The sequence below is a fragment of the Desulfurivibrio nitratireducens genome (assembly GCF_044068515.1).
Classification (GTDB): Bacteria; Desulfobacterota; Desulfobulbia; order Desulfobulbales; family Desulfurivibrionaceae; genus Desulfurivibrio.
Map to the genome: position 1 here is coordinate 13,924 of NZ_JBIPKI010000012.1, position 21,659 is coordinate 35,582.

The 21,659-nt window shown below is 59.9% G+C and carries 18 protein-coding genes and 2 tRNA genes; 12 read left to right on the forward strand and 8 right to left on the reverse strand.

The genetic code is table 11. From position 1 onward, the window contains the following. Nucleotides 1–63: 63 nt before the first annotated feature. On the forward strand, nt 64–2,361 hold the full coding sequence (locus ACHHTY_RS05240) for an HD domain-containing phosphohydrolase (protein ID WP_395493042.1): 2,298 nt from the start codon (nt 64–66) through the stop codon (nt 2,359–2,361). 35 nt (nt 2,362–2,396) lie between these two features. Beyond that, nucleotides 2,397–4,178, forward strand: coding sequence for a sensor domain-containing diguanylate cyclase (locus ACHHTY_RS05245; RefSeq protein ID WP_395493044.1), 1,782 nt, complete (start codon nt 2,397–2,399; stop codon nt 4,176–4,178). Between the two features lie 21 nt (nt 4,179–4,199). On the opposite strand, the gene ACHHTY_RS05250 is transcribed toward ACHHTY_RS05245, so the two are convergent. The 4 genes from ACHHTY_RS05250 to ACHHTY_RS05265 form a co-directional block, all read right to left on the reverse strand. Next, complete coding sequence (locus ACHHTY_RS05250; protein ID WP_395493046.1) at nt 4,200–5,222, reverse strand: helix-turn-helix transcriptional regulator; 1,023 nt, start codon at nt 5,220–5,222, stop codon at nt 4,200–4,202. Between the two features lie 344 nt (nt 5,223–5,566). Next, nucleotides 5,567–6,202: a hypothetical protein gene (locus tag ACHHTY_RS05255; RefSeq protein ID WP_395493048.1), complete on the reverse strand. Its 636-nt coding sequence runs from the start codon at nt 6,200–6,202 to the stop codon at nt 5,567–5,569. Between the two features lie 81 nt (nt 6,203–6,283). Next, on the reverse strand, nt 6,284–8,254 hold the full coding sequence (locus ACHHTY_RS05260) for a lytic transglycosylase domain-containing protein (RefSeq protein WP_395493049.1): 1,971 nt from the start codon (nt 8,252–8,254) through the stop codon (nt 6,284–6,286). Between the two features lie 363 nt (nt 8,255–8,617). Further along, a tRNA-Ser gene (locus ACHHTY_RS05265) sits at nt 8,618–8,711 on the reverse strand. Between the two features lie 359 nt (nt 8,712–9,070). Here ACHHTY_RS05265 and ACHHTY_RS05270 point away from each other — a divergent pair. The 10 genes from ACHHTY_RS05270 (at nt 9,071) to ACHHTY_RS05315 (ending at nt 16,942) form a co-directional block, all read left to right on the forward strand. Next, entirely contained in the window at nt 9,071–10,306 is a 1,236-nt protein-coding gene (locus tag ACHHTY_RS05270) for a tyrosine-type recombinase/integrase (RefSeq protein ID WP_395493051.1), read from the forward strand. Beyond that, the gene (locus tag ACHHTY_RS05275) at nt 10,303–10,929 is read left to right on the forward strand and encodes a hypothetical protein (protein WP_395493052.1); all 627 of its coding nucleotides are present in this window, start codon (nt 10,303–10,305) and stop codon (nt 10,927–10,929) included. Before ACHHTY_RS05270 ends, ACHHTY_RS05275 begins: the two co-directional genes overlap by 4 nt. A 79-nt stretch (nt 10,930–11,008) precedes the next feature. After that, nucleotides 11,009–11,191, forward strand: a complete 183-nt coding sequence (locus ACHHTY_RS05280; protein ID WP_395493053.1) for a helix-turn-helix transcriptional regulator — start codon at nt 11,009–11,011, stop codon at nt 11,189–11,191. 3 nt (nt 11,192–11,194) lie between these two features. Further along, nucleotides 11,195–13,816 (forward strand): DUF3987 domain-containing protein, encoded by a 2,622-nt coding sequence (locus tag ACHHTY_RS05285; protein WP_395493054.1) that lies wholly within the window; start codon nt 11,195–11,197, stop codon nt 13,814–13,816. A gap of 704 nt (nt 13,817–14,520) precedes the next feature. After that, the gene (locus ACHHTY_RS05290) at nt 14,521–14,775 is read left to right on the forward strand and encodes a hypothetical protein (RefSeq protein WP_395493056.1); all 255 of its coding nucleotides are present in this window, start codon (nt 14,521–14,523) and stop codon (nt 14,773–14,775) included. A 34-nt stretch (nt 14,776–14,809) separates the two neighbouring features. Continuing rightward, nucleotides 14,810–14,983 (forward strand): hypothetical protein, encoded by a 174-nt coding sequence (locus tag ACHHTY_RS05295; protein WP_395493057.1) that lies wholly within the window; start codon nt 14,810–14,812, stop codon nt 14,981–14,983. An 11-nt stretch (nt 14,984–14,994) separates the two neighbouring features. Continuing rightward, complete coding sequence (locus tag ACHHTY_RS05300) at nt 14,995–15,255, forward strand: helix-turn-helix domain-containing protein (RefSeq protein ID WP_395493058.1); 261 nt, start codon at nt 14,995–14,997, stop codon at nt 15,253–15,255. Nucleotides 15,256–15,359: 104 nt separating this feature from the next. Beyond that, a complete protein-coding gene (locus tag ACHHTY_RS05305; protein ID WP_395493059.1) occupies nt 15,360–16,343 on the forward strand; it encodes a hypothetical protein in 984 nt (327 codons plus the stop codon). Nucleotides 16,344–16,346: 3 nt separating this feature from the next. After that, complete coding sequence (locus ACHHTY_RS05310; protein ID WP_395493060.1) at nt 16,347–16,739, forward strand: hypothetical protein; 393 nt, start codon at nt 16,347–16,349, stop codon at nt 16,737–16,739. Beyond that, nucleotides 16,736–16,942, forward strand: coding sequence for a hypothetical protein (locus ACHHTY_RS05315; protein WP_395493061.1), 207 nt, complete (start codon nt 16,736–16,738; stop codon nt 16,940–16,942). Before ACHHTY_RS05310 ends, ACHHTY_RS05315 begins: the two co-directional genes overlap by 4 nt. Nucleotides 16,943–17,106: 164 nt before the next feature. Here ACHHTY_RS05315 and ACHHTY_RS05320 read toward each other — a convergent pair whose 3' ends face one another. From ACHHTY_RS05320 to hemW, 4 genes are all read right to left on the reverse strand, one after another. After that, nucleotides 17,107–17,808 carry an NYN domain-containing protein gene (locus tag ACHHTY_RS05320; protein WP_395493062.1) on the reverse strand — a complete coding sequence of 234 codons (702 nt, stop codon included), beginning with the start codon at nt 17,806–17,808 and terminating at the stop codon, nt 17,107–17,109. 778 nt (nt 17,809–18,586) lie between these two features. Further along, nucleotides 18,587–18,672 (reverse strand) — tRNA-Ser (locus ACHHTY_RS05325). Nucleotides 18,673–18,838: 166 nt separating this feature from the next. Next, a complete protein-coding gene (gene radA / locus ACHHTY_RS05330) occupies nt 18,839–20,200 on the reverse strand; it encodes a DNA repair protein RadA (RefSeq protein ID WP_395493063.1) in 1,362 nt (453 codons plus the stop codon). Nucleotides 20,201–20,465: 265 nt separating this feature from the next. Further along, the gene (gene hemW, locus ACHHTY_RS05335) at nt 20,466–21,605 is read right to left on the reverse strand and encodes a radical SAM family heme chaperone HemW (protein ID WP_395493064.1); all 1,140 of its coding nucleotides are present in this window, start codon (nt 21,603–21,605) and stop codon (nt 20,466–20,468) included. Between the last annotated feature and the right edge of the window lie 54 nt (nt 21,606–21,659).

The following is a 21,659-nucleotide window of genomic DNA, read 5'->3' on the forward strand; positions in this document are numbered from 1 at the left end:
AAGCCCGACACGGGAGACTCCCTGACGGGCTACCGAAGCGGCCCTCCTCTAAGCTGCTACCAAGTGGTTATTCCGCTGGACAATCCCGACTGCGGCAAGCTGGAACCGATCGAAACGATGACCAATCCTGCCAAACCCTCCTTTTTCGGCTTGCGCGGCCGCCTGTTGCTCATTCCCATGGCGATGTTCTTTTTGCTGGTCGGGGTCATTGTCTGGCACACCATCGAGCAGGGCGAAGAAAAAAAGGTCGAAGCCCAGTCCAGGCTCCTGGCCGAAGTAAAGCTGCTGGCCGCCCGGCAGCAGGCCGTTGCCGCCCACGCTGAAGCGATCTCCCTGGCTTTAACGGCAAATCCGGCCCTACAGCCCGGGGCCTCGACCGCGGAGTGCGAAACGGCGCTACGATTGAAGCAGCAAAGAAATCCCGGCTTTATCAATATCGGTCTGGCCAGGCCCGACGGGTCCGTCATGTGCAGTGCCCATCCCGGCTTTAACGAAGTCAATTTCAGCGACCGGATCTGGTTCCAGCAGGCCCTGCAACTCGAGCGCCTGGTGGTCAGCGATGTGGTGACCGGACGGATTACCGGGGTCACCCTTTTTACCTTTGCCAAGACGCTCCAGGGCCCGCAGGAAGAAGTGACGGGGGTGCTGTTTCTGGCCATGGACCTTTCATGGCTCAAGGAGGACCTGGCGGGAATTCGTCCCCAGGAGGAAGCACGCATCCTGCTGATGGACGGGACCGGCCTGCTGGTGGCGCGCTACCCCGACCAGGAAGGACTGGCCGGCGGCTCCGCCCGCCAGATCTTGCAGGACGCGGTTAAGGCGACGGAAGCGGGAGTGTTGGAAATACCCGGCGTGACGGGGGAATGGCGCTTTTATGCTTTCGCTCCTCTGTTTGAAACCGTTGCCGGACAGATGACCCTCTTCCTGAGCCTGCCGCGGGAAATGGTGCTCGCCCAGCCCTGGCGCAAGCTGCGCAACCAGCTGCTGGGGGCGTCCTTGGTCCTCGCCCTGATTTTCGGCCTGGTTTACTGGTATGGCGACCGGCTGCTGGTGCGGCCTTTGCTGACCCTGTCCGCCACCGCCGCTCGCTTTGGGGCCGGCGATCATACCGCTCGCAGCGGCCTGCCCCATTCCGATGACGAAATCGGCCGCCTGGCCCGGACCATGGATGAAACAGCCGCCGCCATCCAGGCCGCCGAGGAAGAGGTGGCTCACGCCAACCGGGCCCTGAGAACCCTGAGCGCCGGCAACCAGACCCTGGTCCGGGCCACCGACGAAACCCAACTGTTGCGCTCGATCTGCCGGGTCGCGGTGGAAGAGGGCGGCTACTGCCTGGCCTGGGTGGGGTATGTCGACGACAACCCGGAGGGGACCCTCATCCCCAAGGCCTGGGCCGGACTCGAGGGAGAAAGTGTTTCCCGGGCCCTGGCCGCCGAATGCGGGCCGCAAGACGGTGAGGGGACGATGCGGTGCGCCATCGCTGCCGGCAAGGCCCAGATCGTTCTTGGATCCGACTCCGACTCCCCGGGCATCATGGACCTGAAAGCGGCCATCCCGGCGCTGCCCGTCTATACGGCCAGCTTCGTTCTGCCTTTAGTGGTCAAGGAGAAAATCATCGGCGTTTTATCCATCCATGCCCTGGAACGCGATGCCTTCAATGAATATGAGGTCGCTTTGCTCACCGAGCTGGCCCATGATCTCTCCTTTGGGATCGAAACCCTGCGGATCCGGGCCGAGCGTGACCTGATCGCCTACCGGCACCAGCATCACGCCGAGATTCTGCAAAAAAGCCTGGAACAATCGATTCAGGCCATCGCCTCCACCGTTGAGGCCCGCGATTACTACACCGCCGGCCACCAGCGCCGGGTTGCCGACCTGGCGGTTGCCATCGGCCGGGAGCTGAGCCTGCCGGAAGACAAAATTCATGGGCTCCACCTGGCGGGGGTGGTTCATGATCTGGGCAAAATTCAAATCCCCTCGGAGATTCTTACCAAGCCCACCCGGTTGAGCGATATCGAATTTATGTTGGTCAACACCCATCCCCAGGTCGGCTATGCCATTCTCAAGGATATCGAATTCCCCTGGCCCATCGCCGAGATCGTCTTCCAGCATCATGAAAAAATGGACGGCTCCGGTTACCCGCGCGGCCTCAAGGGCGGCGAAATCCTCCTGGAGGCGCGAATCATGACCGTCGCCGACGTGGTTGAGGCCATGGCCTCGCACCGCCCCTACCGGCCGACCCTGGGCACCGAGCAGGCCCTGGCCGAAATCGAGCGGGGCCGCGGCCGGCAATATGATCCGCTGGTGGTGGATGCCTGTCTGCGCGTCTTCCGCGAACGGGCATTCAGCTGGGAAACTTAGGCCGGCAATCCAACCGGCGAACGGGAGCAAGCAAGATGGCTAGACCCATCGGCGAAATCATCCGCACCCTGCGCTTCAAGCTGCTGGCCAGCCTTCTGTTGCTGCTCGGCTTCTCGATCGGGGCCTCGCTGATCGGCATCTGGACCTACCAGCAGGACCGCTATACCGAGCTGGCCAAGGCCGAGGCGCTGCGGGCCAACCGCTCCGTTGAGCGGGCCCTGCTCCCGGCCATGGTGGCCAACGACTGGGGGCTGATCCGCCGGACGACGGCCGATATTTACGAGATCTTCGCGCCGGCCAATCTCGGCATCATCGGTGGCGACGGCACGGTGCTGGTCGCCGGCGATTCAACCCTCGAGGGTCATCGCTTCGACCGCCACCGGGCGCCGGAGTGTACCGCCTGTCATTCCCGGCCGGACAGCCCGCCGAGCCAGGGGGAGATTTTCCTCGAAACCCCGGCCGGACCGGTGCTGCGCCACGTCATCAAGCTGACCAACGAGTCGGAATGCCGGAGCTGTCACGATCCCGGCCAGCAAAACCTGGGGGTTTTGTTCTATGACGCCCCCCTTGGCGAACTGTTCGCCACCTTGCGCACCGTGCTGACCCGCACCCTGTTGACCGGGGCGTTGACCTTCCTGGTCCTGGCCCTGGTTCTGTCGCTGATTGTCGGACGCTACGTCCACCGGCCCCTGCGGCAGCTCGAGGAGGGCTTCGTCCGCGCCGGACAGGGAAATTTCGACCACTGGGTCGAAGTCAAGGGCGGGGGTGAATTCCAGGACATGGCCGTCCAGTTCAACGTAATGAACCAGGCCATCAAGCGCTCGTTCGCCGAGATCCGCCGCAAAAACTGGGAAACCGAGCAGCTTTACACCTTCGTCCGGCGCCTGAGCCAGGAAACCGAATGGCACAACAGACTGCGCCGGGTGATCGTCGAGCTGCTGCTGGAGACCTTCAAGGCCGAGCAGGCGGCATTGCTGTTGCGGCGGGAGAAGCGGGAGAGCGAAATTACCGAAATATCCTGGCGGGAAAGCGACGACCGCCGCTGCCAGCACCGGGAAGATCCGGCGCCGCCGGCGGCTGGGGAACTGCCGGCCTGGCTGGAGCAGGCCTGGGAGCATTGGCGCCGGAACCCGGCCAGCGGCATCGCCTTTGGGCGGGAAGGTTCCGTGGCCCTGGCCAGCCTGGCCACCCAGCATGTCTCCCTGGGCCTGCTCTGCATCCATCGGCCGGAGAGCCGGCCCTTCGACGAGATGGAAAAAAAATTGCTGGCGGCGGTCTGCGAGCAGATCGAAGTGGCCCTGGCCAATGCCCGCCACTACCGGCTGGCGATCACCGACGGTCTGACCGGCCTCTACAGCAAGCGTTACTGTGAAGCGGAAATCCGCAAGTTTATCGATACCTATGGCGCAGATCGGCGTCGGACCTTCAGCGTCCTGATGATTGACCTCGACAACTTCAAGCCGGTCAACGACACGTACGGCCACCTAGTCGGCGACGAGGTGCTGGCCCAATTGGCCGACCTGATCCGGCAGCACATTCGCCAGGACGATATCGCCTGTCGCTACGGCGGCGAAGAGTTTATCGTCCTGATGGCCGGCGGTGCCCGGGAGGCCGAACAGAGCGCCATCCGCCTCTGCCGGACGGTGAGCGAACACCTCTTTCACTGCCAGGACGGCCTGAAGCTGCGCAATACGATCAGCATCGGGGTGGCGGGGTTTCCCGAGCACGGCCAGACCGCCGCCGAGGTTATCGGCGCCGCTGACCAGGCCCTTTACGCCGCCAAGCGGGGCGGCCGCAATCGCTGCCAGGTGGCCTGACCCGCGGACAACCTGCCAGAGTTACCGTTTAACTTTCGTGGTCGGCCGGGATTTTAGCTTAACATCGTAGCCGGCCAGTGCCCCGGCCAGTTCCTGGCGGACGGCCCGGACCAGTTCCCGGGGGGCGAGGACCCGCGCTTCACTGCCCCAGGAAAGCACCCAGCGACGGATTTCGGTGAGGTCGGTGGTGGGCAGGCCGAGGGTGATGGTGCCGTCCCGGTGCCGCCGCAAGCTCTGCCCCGGGTGCCAGATTCGCTCCGCGACATAGGGTGCGGCGGCCCGGGAAAAATGCAGCCGCACCCGGCGGGGCCGGCGGCCCAGAATGATGCCGAAGCTGTTTTTCAGGCTTGCTTCCAGGTTGAAAGCCGCCGGAACGGCAAAAGTTCCGGTCAACAATGCAACTTCGCTGATTCGCGAAAGGGCAAAGGTCAGGGTCCGCCGCCGGCGGTGGCAGCGGCCCAGCAGATACCAGCCCCCCTGGTAATGGACCAGGTGATAGGGATCGATTTGCCGGCAACCGGCAGCGCCGGCCCCCGGTTTCCGGTAGGAGAGCTCGAGCGTCCTGCTCTGCTGGAGACCGCGGCACACCGTGTTCCAGACCTCGGGGTCGATGATGGTATGGTGTTCCGGCAGCACCGAGATCCGGTTGCCCAGCCAGGCGGCATCGACCGAAATTTTGTCGGGCAGCGATTCGGCCAGCTTTTTAAAGACCGAAACCAGGCTGTCGTGCACCGGGGTGTTGCGATAAGCCTCCAGTCCCCGCCGGGCCACCAGCAGGCCGAAGATTTCTCCTTCGTTGACGTGCAAGGCCGGCAGTCCGTAATTCTCCTCCGTGTAATAGAATCCTCGCCGCCGCTGGTCGTAGGCCACCGGCACATCCCACCGCTCCCGCATGAACTCCAGGTCCCGCTGAATCGTTTTGGTTGAAACCTCGTACTCCCGGGCCAGGGTCGAGCAGTTGGCCAGGCGGCCGCCGCGCATGCCCTGGCGGATCTGGTCGTCGATGAACAGCAGACGGGCGAGCTGGGATTTGTTGGCGGCCATGTGTATTCCAGGCAAAATTTTTTCCGGGCAGGACACCATATGTCCTACCCGGGAGCATACAATCACGGCATGGTCGAAGCAAAGATTTTTTCCAACAGGAGGATGCCGGGATGAACAGTGCAGCAAACAGCAGAGCGAACAGGGTCTGCCCGGGATGCGGGGGGGTCGGGCCCCAAGGGCCGCTTAACGATAAGCGGGAGACCAAGGACCAGGGGCAGCGGGAAAGGTGGAATTTACCCCCGCTGGTCGGGCCGGCCTGCGAGGAATACCTGCAGATTCCGACCTATCTGCGCTGGGGCAGACGGCTGTCATAGCGGCGGGTTTGCCACGCCGTCTCCCTGCCCTCAGCGGGCGAGCCGCAAGATCAGTTCGCCCTCGCCGACCTCGAGCTGCTCGATGCCGGCCCCGAGGCCGCGGAAGGCCGTCAGGGCCAGCAGATCTTCATCCTTCAGGCCGCCCAGCCAGGCGGCCGGCAACGGGATCCCGGCCACGCTCACCCCGATCAGCCGCGCCGTCAGGGTCTCGTCCGCGTGTTCGATGCGGACCCCGGAGCGCACGTTGAGGACCCGCCCGCCCAGCAGGGGCACGTCGGCCGGTACATCGAGGCGCACGCGGGTACTCACCTGGCCCGGGCTCAGGCGCACCGCCACCCGGCCGGCCAGGTCGGGGTCGCGGGCGATCAGGGCGTTCAGCTCCCGCTCGCTGAACCTGATGACCCGGGCCGCGTCGGTTTCCTGGTAGATTTCCGCCACCAGGGGCTGGTCGGGGTCGGAGGGGGTCGAAACGGCCTCGAGCTTGGCATCCAGCACCTTCTCTTCCCGGGCGTCCAGGATAACCGCCTCCGGCTGGCCGGAATACAGGCGGATCAGACCCCAGAGGCCGGCTCCGAGCACCGCCAGGATCAGCAGAACGATCAGTGATCGCGGCAAGCGCCGCTCCGGGCGAAGCGGCGCCGGGCTGGGAAAACTGGTGGTTGGCATGGCTAAGATCTCCTGCGGGGGCCCCAACAGAAATCCCCCCGATAATTAATTTCTGCTGATCCCGCTTCCTTCAGCGTCCCCTTATTCGGGACAGGCGAAGCGGCCGGAATCGGAAACGCGGCCCAGCATGTTGGCCGCCAGCACCCCGGGCTTGGCCGCCAGTTGCCATTCGTAGATGGTGGCAAAGGCCAGGATGCGGGGCACATATTCGCGAGTTTCGTGGTAGGGCAGGGTTTCCAACCAGATGTCGGGAGCGGCAAGCGGGCGCTCCTCAAGCCAGCGGGCGACCGCGTTGATCCCGGCGTTGTAGGCCGCGGCGACCAGTACCCAATTGCCGGCATAGCGCTCTTCCAGCTCGGCCAGATGGGCAACGCCCAGGGCGATGTTGGTGGCCGGATCGAGCAGATCGCCGGCGCCATTGTAAGCCAGCCCGTTGCGGCGGGCCACCTCCCGGGCCGTGCCCGGCATCAACTGCAACAGGCCCCGCGCCCCGGCCGGCGAGAGGGCATCCCGCTGCATGGCCGACTCGGCCCGCATCAGGCCGTAAACCAGGGCCGGATTGACCCGCCGCTGTTCGGCTTCCGCCATGACGAGCCCTTTTTCGGCCAGGGGAAATCGCCAGGGATAGGCCTGGCGATTTTGGGGATTGTTCAGCGCGGCGATGGCCCGGTCGTACCAGCCGGAAGCGGTCAGGAGCAGAGCCGCCTGCTCCAGCTCGGATTGGCTCAAGCGCCGGGCCACCCTGTTCCAGGTGCGCCTGGCATGATCGTAAAGCCCGACCTGAAACAGCTCCAGGGCCCGCTCGAACTCGAGATCGCCCAACAGCCGGGCCTGCACGGCGCTGTCGACGGCCAACTCCTCGCTGCAGAGGTTGAAGGCCCGGCCCAAGTGGGCCGCGGCCAAAAAACCGTAATAATGGGGTTCACGGGCCAATGCCGCCAGCACCGTCAGCGCTTCCGGGCTTTCCAGGGCCGCCATGGCCCGCCCCCGCCAGTAGCGCCAGCGCCCTTGTTCCTGTTCAGCGGCCGTCATGGCCTCGATGCTGGCCAGCACCGCCGGCCAGTTGCCGTGGGCCAGGGCGGCCCGGGCCCGCCATTCCAGCATCTGTTGATCACGGGCGGAATCGGGCAGGGCGTCAATGGCGGCCAAGGCCTCGCCATCCAGCCTCACCGCCCGGTAAAGGGCCAGTTCCCGCGCGATGGCGGCCTGCTCGGAGGCAGACCAACTGAAGGCCGGGGCCAAGGCCTGCCAGTGCAGTTCGGCTCGCTCCCATTCGCGGCGGACCAGTTGGCGGAGTCCGTTGCTGATCAACTGCCGGGCCCGGGGCTGGTCGCGCCACTGCCGCGCCTGGCCCAGCGTCTCGTGGGGCCGGGCCTGCATGTTCAGCCAGCGCTCCGCCCATTCACGCTCTTCCCCGGCCAGGTAGCGCCGCAGGTAACGGGCCAGGCCCAAATCCCCGGCCTCAAAGGCCAGCTGGAAGCGTTGCCAGGCGAGGTCGGGGGCGGGATTGCCCTGAGCCTGCCACCAGGTGAAAACCGGATCGCAGGCCTCGGGCTGGGAGCGGCCGACCAGCCAAAGTCCCGCGATTTCTTCTGCGAGCCCCTCATGCTCCTGGGCCTCGATCCGGCCTGCGGCCTGGTAACAGCGGACTTCCGGGTCGGTGGAATCCCGGCCGTGCCGCCGGAGAGCCTGGTACTCGCCGCGCTGGCCCAGACTGCGCAACCAGGTGGTTTCCAGCGTTGGCGCAAACGACCAGCCGCGATGGCGGGCCAGAAAATGGGTCATCACCGCTTCCGGCACCTGATCCACCCGCTGGCGCAAAAGTTCGGCTTCCAGGTAGGGGACCAGCGGATAATCCGGCAAGGCGCCCATGGCCATTATGAAGCCGGCCAGATCACCGCTTTGAGCCGCCGCCCAGCCCTGGCGGAAGGTCTCGCGCTCCCGTTCGCGCTCGCTCAAGGGTTCGGCCCCGGCCAATTTGACCGCTGAGATCGTCAGGGCCAGGCAGGCGATCAAAGCGATTTCCCAACGATGCGACAACCGTGCTTTCATTAAGGCAAAACTCCCTCTATATCTTTGTTGTATTCCTGACCTGTTATGGTGCGGAAAGTTCCGATTGTAATCATCCTCTCGTGATTGCAAGGCGTTGTCAACCGGCGGCTCAGAACACCGCCGGTGGGGATAATTGCCGTCCGTCAACCTCCGGACTTTTTAATTTCCGGTACTTTGTTTTAAGCTCGACGAGCAAACCTCGATAACATCTAAGAGGACCGCGGCAGCCCTATCGTCCGGGAAGTACCCCAGGGCATCAAACATTGATGGGCCCTACCTAAAGGAAAAACGGGGAAAGGAAAAAGAAAAAGCCCTGAGAAATCAGGGCTTCTGTAACTGCTCCGGACTAGCCGGCTTATGAAGTGGCGGAGAGAGAGGGATTCGAACCCTCGGTAGAGTTTTTGACCCTACACTCGCTTAGCAGGCGAGCACCATCGGCCAGCTCGGTCATCTCTCCGCAATCTGCAACGCACTTTATCCGCCTGGACGGCCACCGTCAACCGGGGTCAGGCCGGGGTTGATCTGGCGGAGGAGGTAGCCGCTTTTAGCGTGTTGCACCCCGTCTTACCCCGCCTTTTTTCCCTTGATTTTACCGCTACTTACACCGCTTCCCGGTTCCGTCTTGTCGCATGTTGTTGCAATTAAATGCGATCAATGTTAGTTTCTATGTTGGGAAGGATGTAGGGATTTGGGTAACGAACTTTCAGCAACTTATTTTGAGTTCGATTCCGAAAGGCTCCGCCATACTATCGCCGCCCCATCCGAATCTGGCAAGATAGTTTTTTAAGCGGTAAACGTCAAGGGAAAGGTGGCCCCATGCCAAAACGCGCAAAGGAGTTATCGGCAATCGAGGTAAAGCGACTGACCAAGCCGGGCTTGTATGCTGTGGGAGGTGTTGCCGGGCTGCACCTGAGTGTTTCCCCCTCTGGTGCGCGATCGTGGATATTGAGATATGCCACCGGCCAGACCAGCACCAGCAGCACCGGCAGAGAATATGCTGTTCGGCGTGACCTGGGCTTAGGCGCCTACCCGGAAATATCGCTCGCAATGGCCCGGCAAAAGGCCGTGGAGGCGAAGGAACAACTCAAGGCAGGGGTTGACCCGGTGGACACCAAGAAAGCCCTTAGAGCGCACAGAATAGCCGCACAGAGGAACGTGGTGACGTTTGACGAGGCGGCCAGGCGGTTCCTGGCTGGCAAAACTAAGGAGTTCAGCAATCCCAAGCACGCGGCCCAATGGGAGGCGACGCTAAAAACCTACGCTTCCCCGGTGCTGGGCAAGATGCAGGTGGCCGATATTGAGCTTGCCCATATTATCCGTGTCCTCGAGCCGGAATGGACGACCAAGACCGAAACCATGACCCGGCTGCGGGGGAGGATCGAAAACGTCCTGAGCTGGGCCACCGTTCACGGCTACCGCAAAGGAGACAACCCCGCCAGGTGGCAAGGCAATCTTGACGCGGTATTACCGAAGCCCGGCAAGGTGGCAACCGTCAAGCATCACCGGGCTTTACCTTGGAAGGAAATGCCGTCCTTCATTCCCCTGTTGCTCCAACGAGAAGGCATGGCCGCCCGTGCCTTGGAGTTTTTAATCCTGACGGCTACCCGATCCGGCGAGGTACGCGGTGCAACCTGGGCAGAGATAGACCTTCAAGAGAGAGTATGGACTATTCCAGCCACCAGGATGAAGGCCAGCCGGGAACACCGTGTTCCGTTACCTGGTGCCGCCCTTGAGCTTTTAGCCGCCCTGCCCCGGCTGGAAGGTTCGGAGTACTTGTTCCCCGCCCCCCGTGGTGGCCCCTTATCCGACATGACCCTTTCCGCTGTCTGCAAGCGGATGCAGGTTGACGCGGTGCCTCACGGGTTCCGCTCCGCCTTCCGGGACTGGACGGCAGAGGCCACCGGCTACCCTAACGAGGTTTGCGAAAAAGCCCTGGCGCACGGAATCAGGGACAAATCTGAGGCAGCATATAGGCGCGGGGATTTACTGGAAAAGCGCCGCCCATTGATGAATGATTGGGCCGAATATCTCTATCAAGAGGTGCAAAGATGAAACGCGACTTTTTGCCTGATTGGACTATGGACGGAAGGCTTGAGGATATCTTTATTGAAAAACTTGAGGCTCGAGTCGCCCTTCTCGAAAGGAAAACGACAAGTGTTTTCCCTAATAGTCCTATTTCCTTGTCCGGCCTCGAGGAAGGAGTTGAAAGGTTCGCATCATCCTTTGGTCAAATAATTTCCGCTCTTGATGCGGTTAAGCAAGAGGTTAGCCCCGCAACCTTTGGAAAAATTGAGGAATTGGCTAAAGCTGCATTTCTCGCTGGGATGATGACGGCGAGCTTCGGCGAGCTATCATTCGACAACAAGCTGTGGAAAAGGAAAAAAAGCCAAAAATTGGCTCCCGGCAACTTACGGAATCAGCACTTTGTCGAGATAATCAGGGAGATCATGGAGGGAATGGAAAATCCAACTCCGGCTATGGTCAAGCGGCGGCTTAAGGTAAAATACAGGAACAGCGCCGGGGATACCTACATCGAGGAAAACGATGAGAACACCGGCGAACATTACCTCAACTGCAAGTGCATTCGATGCGGCGGCAAGGGCCGACTTTCATTCCGCAGTGTCGACCGCATAGTCAATTGCATAAAGGCTGAGTTCAACAAAACCCCGCAGTAAGTGCTTACTGCGCTTTATCTATCTGTTTTTTCGTCTATTGTGTGCCTAGGTGCTACTAAAAACAGCAAGGAGGCACACGATGCAAACGCCCGAAACTTTCCATTCCGACCGCCAGGTCGCCGCCCGCTATAACGTCAGTCGTTGCACCATTTGGCGATGGGTTGAGCGCGGCCAATTCCCCAAACCGATTAAGTTGTCGCCGGGCTGTACTCGGTGGCGCGGTTCTGCCCTTGCTGCTCACGAACAGAGCATGGAGGGCTAGGCCATGCTTGAAAAAAGTATCGGCCCCGCCCCGGAATGCCCACCAAGCGCCCGGAACGAGGCCGCACACGATCCACAAAAAAATAATACCACGGGCGGCGGCGGCAATCAAGCCTTTTTGGCCGCCCCGGTCTATCCCTACTACCTCACGCACAAGCACACGAAGCCGAGCCGCTATGTTAGCCTGGCTGCTATCGTGGAGCTTGCGAGAGATATCAACATCGGGCCGAAGGAAACCGCCCCGGCGATCACCCCGTTTCATGCAGACGCCAAAACGGCAGACGCAGCGGCGACCTCTGAATTTTACGCACAGGTCAATGACCACGACCACGACAACCTGACCCGCGAAGGAATAAAAGCCCTTTATGATGGTTATGGCGTGGCTTACCTTGCTTTTACCACGTCCAGCCACCGGCAGCCGAAAAAGGGAGTTGTCGCCAACCGCTGGAAGGTTGTCGTGCCCTTTGCCGAGCCGATCAACCACGTTGACTTCGTGCCCCTGGCAGTTGGCGCGGCCCTGGTCATGGGAACCGACAAAGCACAGGCCCGCATTCAACAAGTATTTTACGCCCCCAACATCACCAGGGGCAGCAATCCCTTTGATTACATCGACGCCACCGACCGGCCACCACTTAACCCCCATGATCCCCTTGCCCCTTTCGTTTCCGCTTGCCTGGCGGCATACCAGCAAGCCGAGAAAGAGCAGCGGCAGCAGGCAGACCAAGCACCGGCTAAACCACGGGCAAACGTGCCGGACGATGGCGGCATAATCGAAAAGGTTTGCAAACATTACACCATGCACGAGGTTTTAGTCAGGAACGGCTACCGGCAGGTGGGCGGCAAGTACCTTTCACCCAACAGCGAGAGCGGCAACCCCGGAGTGGTGATTCTGGGCGGCAGCGGGAAAGAGCGCGTTTACTCCCACCACGGCGAAAGCGACCCGCTATCACATCTCAACCATACATCTCGCCGAAACGACCGGGGCCACAGCCTGGACGTTTTCGACGCGGTTTGTCACCTTGAGCATGGCGGGGACGTCGAGGCCGCAGTCAGGAACTACGCCAACCTGCTAGACCCGCATGGACAGAAAGCCCGGCAGCGCCAACACATGGCCGAAAAGGCCGCCGAAAGCCAGCAGGAAAACCAGGAAAACAACGAAACGGTGGCCGCCGTTGACCTGTTCGGGAACATGGAGCAACCGCCTTTCCCCGTGGACCTGTTCCCGCCGGTGGTGGCCGACTTTGCAAAAGACCAGGCCGAGTTGATGGGAGTGGATCCCGCCATAATTTGCATGGCCGCCCTGGGCGCTTTGGCCGGGTGCATTGATGATCGGTTGCAGATTCAACCAAAACGCTATGACCCCACCTGGCGAGAATCGGCCCGGTTATGGATTGGAATTATCGGCGATCCAGCGACCAAGAAATCACCAGGCATGAAAAAGGCCATTTCCCCCGCCAATCGTGTTGCCGCTGAATGGCGCAAAAAACACGCCGAGGCGGTGCAGCAGTGGGAGGATGAATGCGAAAAACTCAAAACCGATGATAAAAAGGCCAAACTCCCGCCGAAACCGGCAGCAAAACGCCTAACCGTAAGCGATAGCACCGTTGAAAAGCTGGGCGAAATCCTGGCCGGAATGGAACCCCGTGGAATCTTGGTTGACCGCGACGAGTTGACCGGCTGGCTCAATTCGATGGACGCCTACAAGAACGGCGGCGGGAAGGACCGGGCCGCCTGGCTGGAAGCATACAACGGCGGCGGCCAGGAAGTGGACCGAATCCAACGGGGCAGCCTTTGGGTGCCTAACTGGTCTGCTTGTGTGGTGGGCGGCATTCAACCGCAAGTTATCCAAGGTTACGCCAAAGTGACCAATCACGACGGCATGCTGCAACGGTTAATTCTGGTACACGCAGCACCGGCTAAACCAGGAATTGACCGCCGCCCCGATATGGAAGCCAAGAAGGCCTATTCCGACTTGGTAGAGCAGCTTGCATGTTTGCAGCCGACCGATGAGCCGGTGAAGCTGTCAGACGGCGCTCACGCCGTCAGAGCGGCGTTTAACGACAAGTTACACCGGGCCACCGTCAACTTGCCCAACCCCCACCTGGCGGCAATGCTGGGCAAGTGGGAAGGAACCTTTGCCCGCGTACTCTTGACGTTCCACGTTGCCGAGTGTGCAGCCCGCCGGGAATATCCCACCGAAAAGCAGGTGCCGGAGCAGACGGCCCGGAACGTTGCCGCCTTGCTCTGGCGGGTGCTTTTGCCTCACGCGATCCGCTTTTATGACGGTCTGGACGCAACAGAATCACACGCCAAGAGTTTGGCCGGTCTGCTTTTGGCCCGTGGATGGGAGCGGTTCACCGTTAAGCGTGACCTCCACAACAATATGATTGCATTCCGCAAGATGATGGAATGGGAGCGCGAAGAAATGCTTGATCGGCTGGCGGCATACGGCTGGATATTTCCCGAACAAGGAAAGATCAATGAGCGGGGCAAGCCTTCCGCGTATCTGGTCAACCCTGATATCCACCGGCGGTTTACTGGTCAAGCAGAACGTGAGAAGCAACGGCGGGCCGAGGTTGCCAAGATCATGGCAGACCTGAAAAGAACAAATCAAGATGGAATGTAGAAATTGTAGTATGCGCGCACGTAACAAAGAAAGAAAAAGGACTAGAATATAAGAGAGAGGCAAGAAGTCTTATCTACACTACACACGCGCGTACTACATTCTCTACATTTTACAGTAAAGGAACCGAAGCAGAGGACAGAGCATGACTAAGAATGGATGCGGATCACTCGCGCGCGCGTAGGAGGTGAATGGTTGACAGAGGATTACCAACCACTGGCGGCGGCAGTTATCGCCGATGCCCTGGCCGACCTCAGCAGCGGCACCCCCCGGCAGCGGTGGGAAGCGGCCCGGTTTCTTTGCTCCGGCTGCTGTCAATTCTGGGGCGCGGTGGCCGGGTATGACGACGACCAACTCCGGCGAGGGCTGTTGAAGATCAAGCCGTTGCTGGCGCAGATTATTACAAAAGGGCGGCCCGAGGTACAGACCAGCAGGCGGGGGGGCGGCTTACAGTGTTGGCGACCATCGTGATTAAACCGGGGTAATCCCCTTTTGCTATCGCTAAGCCCAAACAATTAATTAAATGCTTTGTCGTGCGCGCGCGCGAGGCCGGGGGGGGCATGAGATTGTTAGTTGAAGGCGAAACCCAGAAACCACGTTCAATTTTACGCTTATAAAATGTCCAAAAAAACGAGGTATTCAAGATGGCAAGACATGGCGGGAAACGGCTAGGCGCTGGACGGCCCAAAAAAGCGCGCCCGGAGTTAATGGAATTTCCCGACGCGGAGAGCTACCTGTTGGCGGTGGTTCAGGGCCGAGTGGTGGCTGATCCCCTACGCCTGCAAGCTGCAAAGGCGATCTTGCCGTATCAGCAAAAAAAGCAGCGTTCCCCGCTGACGGCGAAGTCCCCCCAGCAGCAGCAGGCAGCCGCCGAAAAAACAGCGTCCCGAGACATCAACGAAAAATTCAAAAATCGCCTCGCGGAAATCAAGAGGATAAATGGAGGAAACGATGGAGATTAGCTTACTTCCTGAATTGTACAGGCGCGTAAAACCCATGTACTGGCCGGGTGGCCGCCCGCTGGGGCGCGTGACCCCGGAAGAGATCGAGGCGGCCCGCGACGTGCTGGCCGAGGCTGACCCCTGGACGCGGCTTGCTTATGCGCGATGGTATCCTCGTTTTTTTGCCGACCTGGCCCCCGATCCGCTCCCGCCGGTTTTGCGCGACTAGGGGGGGCAAACATGGATCGGTGTCCGATTTGTGGTCATAAAGAGGCAGATGCAACCGATCGGCTGAGGGGATGGTGTAGAGATCGGGGGCTAGTTGTTTCCTTCAACGACACCGTAAACGAGAAGGTTGCAGCCGTTATCCTGGATCGGCAGCCGGGAACCCTCAGAAATTGGAGGTGCCGGGGCGATGGGCCACCGTTCAGCCGACGCGGCGGTCGAGCGTATTACCTTCTCGCAGATTTGGCCGAGTTTATGGAAACCGAGGAATATTGAAAAAGGTTGCACATTCCATCACATAGCGTCACGGCCTAACTGGAAAAGAGGGCGCTGGGGGGGTAATATTTAGGCATCAATTAAAGGCGGTAACGCCACCACAGATGGAGATCATCATCATGGACAAACGACAAAATTCAGACCTGGCAAAAAGGTTGCAACTGCTCCACCAAGCCGGAGGCGACGGCGAGCAGGCGGCGATGATGGTAAAAAACCACGCACCCTGGCTGGTAAAGGCGGGCGTTGGATCGACCGCCCTGGACGACCTGGCCGGTGATTTTTCCGGCGTTGCTGCTGGCGAGTTGATGCGGATTTTGGAACATGGTCCGAGCGCCTTTGACCGAGTTAGGCCATTTTCCCGACAAGCCGAATTTCGGACCCGGCTGCTCATCGGCTCGGCGCCATTGACGGGTAGTGTCGTTGCCGAGGGTGCAGCAGTGCTGATGTCAAAATACGTCCTCGACGCAAGCGGCCTGACTCCCATCAAGGTTGCGGCTCTGGCTGCGACTACTGCCGAGGCTATGGCGTCTCCTGCGGGTGCGGCTGATTTGGAGGGGGAATTGGGCGAAGCGGTGGCGCAAGCGACCGACCAGGCTTTCTGCGGCATTCTGGCCGACGGTGCGGCTGAGTCCGAAACAGCGACCGGCGATCCGGTGGCCGACCTGGGAAAGCTGATCGGGCATGTTAATACGACCGGGTTTGGGCGGCTCTTTTTCCTGATCGGCCCGAGCGTAGCCTCTGTGCTTTGCTCCTGGCGTGAAACTGACGGCGATAATCTGGTTTTTCCTGATATGGGGCCGCTGGGCGGCTCTCTGCTCGGAGTTGAAGCAATCGTCACCGCTGGCTTGGATGACAGCATCATCCTGTTGGACGCCCGGGGCTTGTTCACCGGCTCCGACGATGTGCGGATCAAATACACCTCCGAAGCGTCTTTGCTGATGGATGACAACCCCGGCGTAGGCACCCCGGAGCTGGTCGGGATGTTCCAGAGTGAAAGTGTCGGCGTGCTGGCGATCCGTTCTTTTGCCGCTGATTTGAAACGGGCAAGCGCGGCGGCGGTGCTTGAAACGATCACCTGGGGGGCTTAAATCATGGAATCGCGCTCGACTGCGGAAAATAAGATAATCAAGGTCGGCAGCTTGGCCGCTCTTCGGGGTCTTGTGGATGGTCAGGAGTACACGGTTGGCCCGGTGGGGGCCTTGGCGATTGCCCGGGAAATGGACGACGAGATTTTTTCCACCCTGGCCGACGAGATCCAAAAGCTGAGGGCTGAGATCGCCGCCTTGAAGGATCAAGCCGGGAACCTGCGAGGGTTCGAGTACCGGGGCGTGTATGCCCCTGGCGGGAAATATGGACCTGGCGATTTTGTAACTTTTGACGGCGGTTTATGGGCTTGCAGAAAGGCGACGTCCGCCTCGCCCCCAGGGCCTGATTGGCAGTTGGCGGTAAAAAAAGGACGGGATGGCCGAGGAGGTGGAAGATGATAGCGGAATTGTCGAAAGAATTGGCAAAGGGCTTTACGTATCATCACTGCGAGGCACAGCAGAACGGCGACGAGGCCCTCGTCATGGCCTGCACCGCCGAGGGCGATGTGCTGGCTACCCTGACCGTCCCAGGCTCAGGGCATGACCTGGAAGCGCTGGAGCGCTATTACCATGCTGTGTGCCGGTCGGTGAGGCCGAAATAAAGCCGTTATCCACTCCTGGTTGTATTGGCCCGCTCTCTCGAAAGGGGGAGCGGGCTTTATTTTGCCTTGTAAATAGGCCGGATGAAATCGCGGGAATTTAGGAAATCTTAATGCTTGAATTGGTGCTAAATTCATTCTCCCGAAAGGAAACCATCTCTTAAAAATTATATTACAAAATGGTATGGGCTAGGTTTTGGTTTATTTGGATTTGGGCAAGTGGACTTCAATCCGTCTATGTGTTCATGAAGGCTTGGTGAGATAGAGTTCCACATAGGGTCTAGGATAAAATCCAAACCTTCTCTCCTGGCAGTTTTAGCCGCTGGAACAAAATCGCTATCCCCAGAAACTAAGATAATCTGCGACACCATCCTTTTGATGGATAGAGCAGCAATATCTAGGCCAATCTTCATGTCAACCCCTTTCTGCCGCAAATCGTAACAAACATCTTGTTCAGTTAAGCTTTGTATATTGGTTGTTCCAGAAATTAGAGCTTTCGTTTTGCGTGGGTTTATAAGCCAGTTTTTTGAGGTTTTCAACTCTCCAAGCCTAAGAGCTACCTTGCGCCTTTTTTTTAACTCGTTAAAAAACTTAATTCTTTTAATTGCTTGGGGTTGCTTGGAAAAATCGATGTAAGAATTTGTCAGCGGATTATGCGAGCCTCCAGAGAAAGGTAGACAGTCATAGTACAAAATGCGATATAAAGAGTGGTTGACTGGCTTTTGATTCAGATGCATCAAGGCCATCTTGTACAGATTTTTGGCCATAACCTCTGAATCATGATTCGTACCATTCTCAAAAACTTTCGGGTATCTTTTACAGAAAAAACCGCCATCAATAAGTATCGCCGTGCTAAAATGCGTGTTCAAAATTTTTTCCTTTTCGTCCAGATAAAGTAGACAAAAAAAAGCCCCTGGCAGCAAGTCTCCGCTATATGGGTAGGCCGACACCTTAAAAGGTCAGCCAATGGAGAGATGCCACCAAGAGCGCTATTAAGTATTAAAATATTTCCGGGCGGCTTCCTTGTCAAGTTTTTTTTAGCGGTGCTTACACTGAACCGCCTAGGGACATCCGCCCCACCCGGCCAAGATGGATGAAGAAAAGGCATGATGCGCTGATCGATGACGCTTGATCCTGCTGGACTTGGCCCCCCGCCCTTCCGAGAGCGGCGGGTTTATACTAATAAGAAGCTTTGTTACCCGACATAATCCTTCATATTTCCCCATTCCCACTGGGAACGAAAGGTTGGCTGTGTCGAGTATAAAATGACCCTCTTAATAATTTCTTGACGGGACTTTGAAGGGTTGAAAATCAAACTAAGAAAAAAGGGGGCTAATATGGCGATGAAAACATGCAAAAGCTGTGGGGGGAAAATTGATGGTAGCGCAAGAAGATGCCCGCACTGTGGGCGTTATATATGGACAACGGGCAGAATTGGCTGCTTTGCAATAATACTTATATTGTTCATTATCCCAGCTATTGTATTTATTTATGAAATGAACAAATAACGACACTAAAATTACTGGTTGCCCGGCTAACGAGTATTGGTAGGGTTTTTTAACCATTTTGGGATTGTTGGCTCTTTTGTTGGGGAGCCGAAAGCACAAATAAAAAAAGCCCCGTGATTCAGGGCTTTAGGTCTCTTTTTGGCGGAGGAGGTAGGATTCGAACCCACGGTACTTTCGTACAACGGTTTTCAAGACCGCCGCCTTAAACCACTCGGCCACTCCTCCAAGCAGGAAGCACTATGTACCATCCCCCCGCCCTCCTGTCAATCATGACAACCTTGCAAAAACCCCTAAAACTGGTTGGTCGGTAATGGCAATACAACCAGTTACCAAGCACGCCCAGTCGGCGGCGCAGCTTTGGGCGCCGACGACCTTCGGCCCGGCCGGCCTTCTAGAGGATTTCCAGGGCCTGCTCCAGCCTGCTCACGGTGGTGATCTCCATGCCGGCCATCTTCTCCCGGGGGGCATTGGCCTTGGGCAGCACCGCCCGGCGAAAGCCGTGTTTTTTGGCCTCGCGCAAGCGCTCCTGGCCGTTGAGCACCGGCCGGATTTCCCCGGCCAGGCCCACCTCGCCAAAAACCACCAGGTCGCCGGGCAGGGCCCGGTTGCGCAAACTGGAGGCCACTGCCAGCAACAGGGGCAGATCGGCGCTGGTTTCGCTGACCTTGACCCCCCCGACCACGTTGATGAAAACATCCCGGTCATAGGTGGCCAACCGGCCGTGGCGGTGGAGGACGGCCAGCAGCATGGCCAGGCGGCTGTTGTCCAGACCCACCGCCAGCCGGCGGGGAATCTCGGCCCGGGACTCGTCCACCAGGGCCTGCATTTCCACCAGCAGGGGACGGCTTCCTTCCCACAGGGCGGTCACCAGGCTGCCGGGGGTTACTTCCTCCTGGCGGGAAAGAAAAATGGCCGAGGGGTTGCTGATTTCCTTCAACCCCTTGTCGGTCATGGCGAAAACCCCCAGCTCGTTGACCGCCCCGTAGCGGTTCTTGACCGCCCGCAGCATCCGGTAGCGGCTGTCCAGGTTGCCTTCGAAATAACAGACCACGTCGATGATATGCTCCAGCACCCGGGGGCCGGCCAGGTCGCCGGACTTGGTCACATGGCCCACCAGAAAGACGGCGATGCCGCTCTGCTTGGCGAACCGGGTCAGCAGGGCGGCGGCCTCCCGCACCTGGGTGACGCTGCCCGGGGCCGAAGCAAGGGCGCCGACCTGCATGGTCTGGATCGAATCGATCACCAGCACCGCCGGTTTGACTTCCTCGGCGGTGGCCAGGATATTTTCCACCACCGTTTCGGCCAGCAGCATTACCCCTTCCTGGGGCAGGCCCAGGCGGCGGGAGCGCATGGCGATCTGGCGGGGCGACTCCTCGCCGGAGACGTACAGCACCGGTTGGCGCGACCCGAGCGCGCAGGCCACTTGCAGCAAACCGGTGCTCTTGCCCACCCCGGGATCGCCCCCGATCAGGACCACCGAACCCGGCACTAGACCGCCGCCGAGAACCCGGTCAAACTCGGCCAGGCCGGTACTGATCCGGGCGACCTCGTCCAGGGAAACCGCTCCGATGGCCTGAACCGGGCTTACCACCCCGCTGTAGCCCCCCAAGCGACCGGAATCGGCAGGAGCGGCCGGCGGCGGCCGGCGCTCTTCCAGGCTGTTCCACTGGCCGCAGTCGGGACACTGGCCGGCCCACTTGCCGCTGGACGCCCCGCAGGCCTGGCAGACATATATGGTTTTGTTTTTAGCCATTTTTTTTACTTACAGGATATATTGAACTCAATTGGCGGGCCAGATAAATTCATGGCCCTATTAAACACGACCGTGAGCAGAGCTGGCCCGGCGAAAAACCGGATGGGATTTTCCTGTTTACCCTCTGCGTCCTCTGTGCCCTCTGTGGTCAAAATTTTTGCTGAACCCGGCAAAAGCTGCGAAGCATAACCCCCAACCCGGGGCAACTTGTTGTTTACTTGGGTCAGTCGCCATCAACCAGAGCCTTACGCAGTTTTTATAATCATTATACCAGCCGGTTGAGGACCTGGTTGGCCAGGGCAAAGCCCCGTTCGCTCAAGGCGATTCGCCGGCTATCGACTTCAAGCAAGCCGGCCTGAACCAGTTCCTCAAGGATTGTTCCATAATACTCTTGCGGCGTCAAAGCAAAGCGCTGTTGCAGCTCGGCGATTTTGAGCCCCCGACGCAGCCGCAGACCCATGACCACCGTTTCCCGGAAGCTGGCCGGCCGGCCCAGGGCCTCGGCTTCGGCGTAGGGAACCTGGCCGGCGGCCAGCAGGCGCTGATAACGGCCGGGGCTGCGGACATTGCTGATCCGCAGGCCTGAAAGGCAGGAAACCGCCCCCGCCCCCAGGCCCAGGTAGGAGCCGTTGTGCCAGTAGTGGAGATTATGGCGGCACTGGCGGCCGGGGCGGCAGTAATTGGCGACCTCGTAATGCTCGTAGCCCGCCTCCTGCAGGGTCGCCCGGGCGGTCAGTTCCATCTCGGCGACCAGGTCCTCGTCGGGCTGGGTCAGGCTGCCGGCGGCCACCGCCCGGGCCAGCGGGGTTTCCTCCTCCAGGGTCAACTGGTAGAGGGCCAGGTGGGCCGGGGCGAACTCCAGGGCCCGGGCCAGGTCGGCGGCAAATTGGGCCGGGGTCTGGCCGGGCAGCCCGTAAATCAGATCAAGATTGAGATTGGTGAAGCCGGCCTGGCCCGCCCAGGCCAAGGCCTGGAGGGCGTCTCGGCGGCTGTGGCCCCGGCCCACCGTCCGCAGCAGCCGGTCGCTGAAACTCTGCACTCCGATGCTGAGCCGGTTGACCCCGGCCCGGCGCAGGCTTTGCAGCAAGGCAAGGTCCAGGGTGTTGGGGTTGCTTTCGATGGTAATTTCCGGGGCGGGGGCCAAATTGAAGCTGCTCCGCAGGCCGGCCAGCAGTTCCGTCAGCATCGCGGCGGGGTATATGGTCGGGGTGCCGCCGCCGATAAAGAGGGTGGTAAAGATCCGCTCCCGGCTCCAGGGCAGGGCCGCCAGTTGCCGGGCCTGGGTCAGCAGGGCGGCCAGGTAGGCGGCGGGGGGCCGGCGGCAGGGCAGGGAAACAAAGGCGCAGTAGGCGCACTTACTCCGGCAGAAGGGGATATGGACATAAATTCCGGCGTTTGCAGACATGGCTGGTGAGGCATCGGGCGCCGGCAATCCCGAAGGTTCTTGAAGCGAGATAGG